Source organism: Acidibrevibacterium sp. (genome assembly GCF_049965395.1).
GTDB classification, from domain to species: domain Bacteria; phylum Pseudomonadota; class Alphaproteobacteria; order Acetobacterales; family Acetobacteraceae; genus Acidibrevibacterium; species Acidibrevibacterium fodinaquatile.
Window position 1 is genome coordinate 1 of sequence record NZ_JBMFWJ010000077.1, and the last position, 6950, is coordinate 6950.

The window sequence follows — 6950 nt, forward strand, 5'->3', positions numbered from 1 at the left end:
ATAATCAAATGTCGCGACGCGGGCGGCGCTTTCGCATCGCGAGGCCGGTGCTGTGCCGTGCGGCGTTTTGCGTCACCGCCAACGCGGGCCTATCTTGCCCACCATGGTCCAGCGCCGGAATGGCATGTCAGCAGCATCGAGCGGATCGGGATGACAGCATACCCCCTCGCACCCGGCCGGCCGGACCCGCTCGGTGCAACGCCGGTGCCGGGGGGTGTCAATTTCGCGGTATTTTCCGCCCATGCGACGGCGATCGACATTTGTCTGTTCGATGCGGCAGGAGCGCGTGAGATCGAACGGATCGCCTTACCGGCGCGCACCGGCGACGTGTTCCATGGCTCTATCGGCGGCCTCGGCCCCGGGGCGCGTTATGGGCTGCGCGTCACCGGGCCGTTTGATCCGGCGCGTGGGCATCGCTTCGATCCCATGAAGCTGCTCTGCGATCCGCTGGCGACGCGGTTCGACCGGCCGTTCCAGCTGCATCCCTCGCTGTTTGCCGGCGGCGGCGACAGCGCCGCGGCAATGCCGAAAGCAATCGTCGAAGCCACACCGACATTGCCGCCGGCGGCATCGCGCTTTGCCTGGGACGGTGGCGCGATCTACGAACTCAATGTCGGTGGCTTCACCCGCACCCATCCCGAAATTCCGCCACCGTTGCGCGGCACCTTCGCCGGCCTCGCCCATCCCGCCGCCATCGCCTATCTGCGCCGGCTTGGCGTTGCCGCGGTGGAGCTGATGCCACCGACGCCGCGGATCGAAGCGCCACATTTGCCACCCCTCGGTCTTACCGATGCCTGGGGGTATAATCCCGTGACCTTCGCCGCGCCCGATCCGCGCCTCGCGCCGGGCGGCTTTGCCGAGGTGCGGGCGGCGGTCGATGCCCTGCACGACGCCGGAATCGCAGTGCTCGTCGATATCGTTCTCAACCATACCGGCGAGTACGATGAGTCCGGCCCCACTCTCTCGCTGCGCGGGATCGATAATGCCAGCTATTACCGGCTCGATCCCGCCGATCCGTTGCGCTATCGCGACGATACCGGTTGCCGCAACACCATGGCGCTCGATCGCCCAGTGGTGGTGGCGCTGGCGTTGGCGGCATTGCGACGTTGGGTGCTGCATGCCGGGGTTGATGGCTTCCGCTTCGATCTCGCGACCGTGCTCGGGCGGCGTGAGGACGGGTTCGACCCGGCGGCGCCGCTGCTTGCCGCGATCGAGGCGGATGCCGTGCTGCGCGGCCGGGCGCGGATCGCCGAACCCTGGGATCCCGGCCCGGGCGGCTACCAGCTCGGCGCTTTTCCGCCCGAATGGGGCGAGTGGAATGATCGCTATCGCGACACGCTGCGTCGCTTCTGGCGTGGCGACCCGGGCCAGGTGGGGGCGCTTGCCACCGCCTTCTGCGGCTCGGCCGACATTTTCGCGGCACGCGGGCGGGCGCTCACCCGTTCGGTCAATTTCATCACCGCGCATGATGGGTTCACCCTCGCCGATCTCGTCTCGTATGCACAAAAGCATAACGAGGCCAATGGCGAGGGCGGGCGCGACGGGACAGAGAGCAACTGGTCGTGGAATCACGGGGTCGAGGGGCCGCACGACGACCCCGCGCTCCGCGCCGCACGCGCCGCTGATCAGCGTGCCTTGCTCGCCTCGCTGTTGCTCTCGCGCGGGACGCCGATGCTGGGCATGGGGGATGAGTGCGGGCGGAGCCAGCGCGGCAACAACAACGCCTATGCGCAGGACAATGAAATATCCTGGCTCGACTGGGCGGGTATGGACCGCGCCCTGCTCCGCTTCACCGCGCGGCTGCTGCGGCTTCGCCGGCGCTGCGCCTTCGCGCATGGCGCGGCGGCGATCACGGATGCGGAGATCGCCTGGCGCACGCCAGAGGGCGCGCCGATGACCCCGGCGCTATGGCAGGAGCCCGAGCGGCGCACCTTGGTCGCGCTGATCGCGGACGCGCCAGGGAAGGCCCTGCTGGTTGCCCATGCCGGCAGCGCGCCGGTCTGGGTGCAGCTCCCCGAAACCGCGAACGGGCGGCGATGGCGGGTGCTGGTCGATACCGCGGTACCGCGCCGACGTGGCACCGCCGCCGGATGGCTGGAAGTGGCGGGACGCTCGCTCCTGCTCCTCGCCGGTTGAGGGGCGCACGAAAGCCCGCTATTGCGCCGCCACCACCCGCGCCTCACCGCCATCGGGACCAGCGCCGTCCGAACCGTCCCGCCAGCGCCACGAGACCATGATCGTATTCCCGGCCGCGACCGCCTCGGTCCGCAGTGTCGCGGCGTGGAGCCCGAACCCGACCGCCAAGGTATGGCGCTCGCCCCCCTGTGTGCCGGCCGCTTCCCAACGCAGCGCCGCCGGCCGCGTCAGCACCACCACCAGCCGGGTGCCAGCGGTCATCCGCGCGACCGGCGCCCAGGGCATCCAGACACTGCGCACCGCCGCCCGCCGCCGCGCCCGGTAGCGCCGCCCAACCGCAGCCGGCGCGTCCACCGCGCGCCCGGCTTGGCGCGAGATCACCAGCTTGACGAATTCCGCATGCGCCCAAGCGAGCGGTGTTGCCGACCCGGTCGGCCGGCCAGGATAGAGGAAGCGGCGCGGAATCGCCTCGGCGTCCCATACCTGCTCGGGAATCATGCCACCCTTACCGGCCATTTTCGCCATCGCCTGCAAAAGTGGCAGCGGGTCACGCCCGGCGGCGAGTTCGTATTGGCCCCGCTCGCCGGCAAGGAGCGGCCAGCCGCGCCCGCGCCCGGCACCGACATAGGGGGCGCCGTCCTCCGTCTCGCCGTAACCATCCCCGACATAGCGGTGCCAAACCGGGCCAGAGGGGGTATCGGTCTTAAGCAGCGCATCGGCCAGTTTCAGGCTATCGACCATCAGCGCATCATCGGCGCGGCGCAATCCGAACCGCACCAGCGCGAGAAAGTCAAGCGAGACCAATGCGTTGGCGGGGATCGCGCGCGGCGTCGGCTGGTTGTGGAGGGGAATCGGCGTCGCCAGCGCCGCCGGGTCGGTCAAGATCGCCGCCGGCGCCAAATGCACGTAGTGGGCGGCAATGCCGGCCTCCGCGGCCAGGGGACCGCCGCGCGCGACGAGCCAGCGCTCGATCTCGGCGTTCCAGAAATCCGCAACCACGAGCGAGAGCCAACGCAGCCGCAGCGGCAGGAACGCCGCCCCAGCCACCAGGGCGGCGATCACGCAGGCGAGCGTGTAAGGAGTGATGCCGGCGCTCTCCTCCCAGCGGTCCTGCTCGGACACCGGGCCGTTGCGGAGCAGATAGCCGAGGGCGGCGGCGATCATGTCGGCGACCTCGGTGCCGCCCAACGCATCCCGTTCGCCGAGCAAGGCCGCCAGCACCACCGGGCACGCGGTCTGGTCGAGCTGTTTGCCCTGCCAATAGGGGCGGCCGCCCAGCCATTGGTTTTGCTCCCAATGCCCGTCTTCGCGCTGCGTCGCGATCAGGTAGCGGAGCGCGTTGCGCGCCTCCTCCTCGGCGCCGAGCGCGAGCAGGGCGGTCGCGCATTGCACGAGATCGCGCGGCCAAACCAGATGATAGCCGCCACGCTCGGTGCCGCGATCGCCCCAGGGGATAGAGAGGCTGGCGACCATCGCGCCCGGATAGGTCTTATCGAGGTGGCTGCGGAGCACCATGGCGGAGACCATGAACTGCTCGCCCAGCGCGTCCGGCGCTTCCCAGCGCACCGGGTTGCGCCGGTTGGCGCCGGCATACCAATCCTGCCAATCCGCCACCTGACGCAGCAGCACCGCGGCGAACGGCTCGAGCAGGCTGGAGACAGCCAGCGTCGCCGCCGCCTGCTTGGTCGCGGCAAAGCCCAGCGCCAGCACCGCGTGCGCCGGCAGCGCCGCCACTAGCGCGACATTCCCCGGCCCGGCGCGGTCATATTCCCAGGTCAGCGCGCCATGGACGGCGAAATCCTGCCAACCGTCGCTGACCCCGACATACCCCGCGCTCGCCGCCCCCATGACGTCGCGCTGAGCAGCGTCAGCGGCGACCAGCGCAAGACCATACGGCCCCTGCTCCGCCCACAGCACGCGCCGGCCGCGATAGCGCGCCACCGCAGCGACATTTCCCTCCCCGGTCGCACCGAGCCGCGGGGCGAGCAACACATAGAGCCGCAGCGCCGGATCGCCGGTCAGGGTCGCCTCGATCAGCAATACGTCGCGCAGCGGATCGGGGGTAATGCGGAGCCGAAGACGAAAGCGCGGATGGCGGTGGAGGATTTCCACCGCCGGCACCCCGGGCGCGAGCAGCCGCACGTCATAGGTGCCGAGCCGCTTGACCTCGACCCAGAACCCGGCATCGTCGCCAACGATGAAGCCGAGATCACGGATCTGCGGCAGATCGACGCGCGGGTAATAGACCTCGGTGACGATGCCGAAGCCGAGCGTGAACCAGAGCCGCGCCGGACCGAGCGAGCCGCCGACCACGTCCTTCGCGCTGCTGGTCCAGGTCGGTGCATTGCCAGGCGCGCCGGGCGCGTCCGAAACCGGTGGGGCATTGGCGATCGGCAGGTGATGGGTATCAAGAGGCATGATCGGATATTCCTCGCTCGGCCGCATTCGCGAGAGCATAGCGGCCGCAGATTGCAAAAAGCATAACACGGATCGGCGCGGCGGATGCGCAGGATTGGCGGGTCACGACACGATATCGCGACGAAATTTGATTCGCATCAACGACGCGATCGGCGGGCGGCTCTATGCACGACACCATAGCCCACGAAAAAGCCGGGCCGGGAGGATGGCATGGACGTCATACCCTACGATCCGCAAACCACTCGGCTGCGGATATTATTTGCGACATCGGAATTATTCCCTCTCGCGAAGACCGGCGGCCTCGGGGATGCCTGCGCGGCGCTTCCGGTGGCGCTCGCCGCCTTGGGGAGCGATGTCCGCGCGATTCTCCCCGGCTATGTCAGCGCCCTCGACAGCGCGCGTGGCAAGCGCCGCGTCGCGCGGCTGGCGGAGGGCGGGACTTTGCTGCTCGGCCATACGCCCGACACCGGTGTGCCGGTCTATCTCCTCGACTGGCCAAAGTTCTACCGTCGCCCCGGTGGCCCCTACCAGGATCAGGACAAGCGCGATTGGCCGGACAATCTGCGTCGCTTCGCCGCCTTTTCGGCCGCCGCCGCGGCGCTCGCGAGGCACGGCGATGCCGCCGGTTGGCAGCCAGATGTGGTGCACGCGAATGACTGGCACACGGGGTTGCTGCCGGCCTTGCTCGCTCTCCACCGAGGCCGGCGCCCGGCGACGCTCTTTACCATCCACAACCTCGCCTATCAGGGCAATTTTCCGCTCGAGGCGGCGCGCGCGCTCGGCCTGCCGGAGGCATGGCTCACCCCTGACGGGGCCGAGTTCTATGGCCAATTTTCCGCGCTCAAGGCCGGTCTGCGCTATGCCGATCGCCTGACCACGGTCAGCCCCACCTATGCGCGCGAAATCCTGACCCCGGCTTTCGGTGCCGGGATGGATGGGCTCCTGCGCGCCCGCGCCGCCGATCTCACCGGCATCCTCAACGGCATTGACACCGATCTCTGGAACCCGGCCGCCGATCCCGCCTTGCCGGTTCCCTTCGATGCCGATCATCTCGCCGGCAAGGCGATGGCCAAGGCGGTTTTGCGGGCGGCGCTTAGGCTCGATCCAAGGTCGGATGGTCCGCTGGTGATCGGCGTCAACCGCCTGACCGAGCAAAAGATGGCCGACGTGGTGCTAGCGGCGTTGCCCGATCTGCTCGAAACAGGCGCGCAGGTGGTGCTGCATGGTGAGGGCGATCCGGCGCTCGAGGCCGCTTTCCGCGCCGCCGCGATCGGACGCGAAGGGCAGCTTTTGGTGCGGATCGGCTATCAGGAAGAACTTGCGCATCGTCTCAACGCCGCCGCCGACATCGCCCTGACCCCCGCGCGCTTTGAGCCCTGCGGCCTCACCACGATGTATGCGATGCGTTATGGCGCACTGCCGGTGACGCGCAAGGTCGGGGGGCTTGCGGACACCGTCACCGATATCGACAGCCCGGATGCCGGCCCCGGCGAGGGCACCGGCTTCACCTTCGATGACCCGACCGCCATAGCGCTGGCGAGCTGCGTGCGCCGCGCGGTCTCGCGGTTCCACGATTCTCTCGCCTGGCGTCGGACACAGCGCGCGGCGATGGCGCGCGATTTCGCCTGGGCGGGCTCGGCCCGCCGCTATCGCGCACTTTATGACGAACTGGTCGCAGCGCCGATCGCGCCCCAGCGCGCGGCGCCGGCGTTTCTCGAGGCGGCGGAGTGATACCGCCCCCCCTTGCCGCCTTGCGCGATCTCGCGCTCGATCTGCGCTGGACCTGGAGCCGCCGGGCCGATGCGCTATGGGCGCGGATCGATGCCGATCTCTGGCGGCAGACGCGAAACCCGTGGACCCTCTTGGAAGACGTGCCGGCCGAGCGGTTGGCTGCGCTCGCCGAGGATGGCGGCTTCCTCGCCCATCTCGAGGGGTTGGCCGCCGAGCGCCGCGCTTATCTCGCCGCACCCGGCTGGTTCGCCGCAACCCACGGCGGGGACGCCATTGCCGGCATCGCCTATTTCTGTCTCGAATTCGGCCTCGATGGGGCGTTGCCGCCCTATGCCGGCGGGCTCGGCATCCTCGCCGGAGATTATCTGAAGACGGCAAGCGATCTCGGCGTGCCGGCGATCGGGATCGGGCTCCTCTATCAGGAGGGCTATTTCCGCCAGATGATCGACGCCAGCGGCTGGCAGCAAGAGGCCTATCCCTATAACGAGCCCGGGATGATGCCGATCGAGCCGGTTCTCGATCAGGCGGGAACGCGGCTTCATATCCTGCTCGATCTTCCCGGGCGGCGGCTTCGTTTGCGCGTCTGGCGGGCGCGGGTCGGACGCGCCAGGCTCTATCTCCTCGATAGCAACGATGCGCTGAACACCCCGGTCGATCGCGGTATC

The 6950-nt window shown here is 69.0% G+C and carries 4 protein-coding genes; 3 read left to right on the top strand and 1 reads right to left on the bottom strand.

Going from position 1 to position 6950, the window contains the following annotated elements; all coding sequences use genetic code 11:
- The first annotated feature begins 150 nt into the window (after nt 1-150).
- Nucleotides 151-2136, top strand: coding sequence for a glycogen debranching protein GlgX (gene glgX, locus ACP5M5_RS14045; RefSeq protein ID WP_427938375.1), 1986 nt, complete (start codon nt 151-153; stop codon nt 2134-2136).
- 18 nt (nt 2137-2154) lie between these two features.
- On the opposite strand, the gene ACP5M5_RS14050 is transcribed toward glgX, so the two are convergent.
- Complete coding sequence (locus ACP5M5_RS14050) at nt 2155-4554, bottom strand: glycoside hydrolase family 15 protein (RefSeq protein ID WP_427938377.1); 2400 nt, start codon at nt 4552-4554, stop codon at nt 2155-2157.
- Nucleotides 4555-4764: 210 nt separating this feature from the next.
- On the opposite strand from ACP5M5_RS14050, the gene glgA reads away from it, so the two are divergent.
- Both glgA and ACP5M5_RS14060 read left to right on the top strand, forming a co-directional pair.
- Nucleotides 4765-6285, top strand: a complete 1521-nt coding sequence (glgA, locus tag ACP5M5_RS14055) for a glycogen synthase GlgA (RefSeq protein WP_427938379.1) — start codon at nt 4765-4767, stop codon at nt 6283-6285.
- A partial coding sequence (locus ACP5M5_RS14060; protein ID WP_427938380.1) for a DUF3417 domain-containing protein occupies nt 6282-6950 on the top strand: 669 nt, incomplete at its 3' end. The genes glgA and ACP5M5_RS14060, both read left to right, overlap by 4 nt.

Bases quoted from the DNA above. Each gene is read 5' to 3' on its own strand.
- glgX (WP_427938375.1), top strand. From the start codon at position 151: ATGACAGCATACCCCCTCGCACCCGGCCGGCCGGACCCGCTCGGTGCA.
- glgA (WP_427938379.1), top strand. From the start codon at position 4,765: ATGGACGTCATACCCTACGATCCGCAAACCACTCGGCTGCGGATATTA.
- ACP5M5_RS14050 (WP_427938377.1), bottom strand. From the start codon at position 4,554: ATGCCTCTTGATACCCATCACCTGCCGATCGCCAATGCCCCACCGGTT.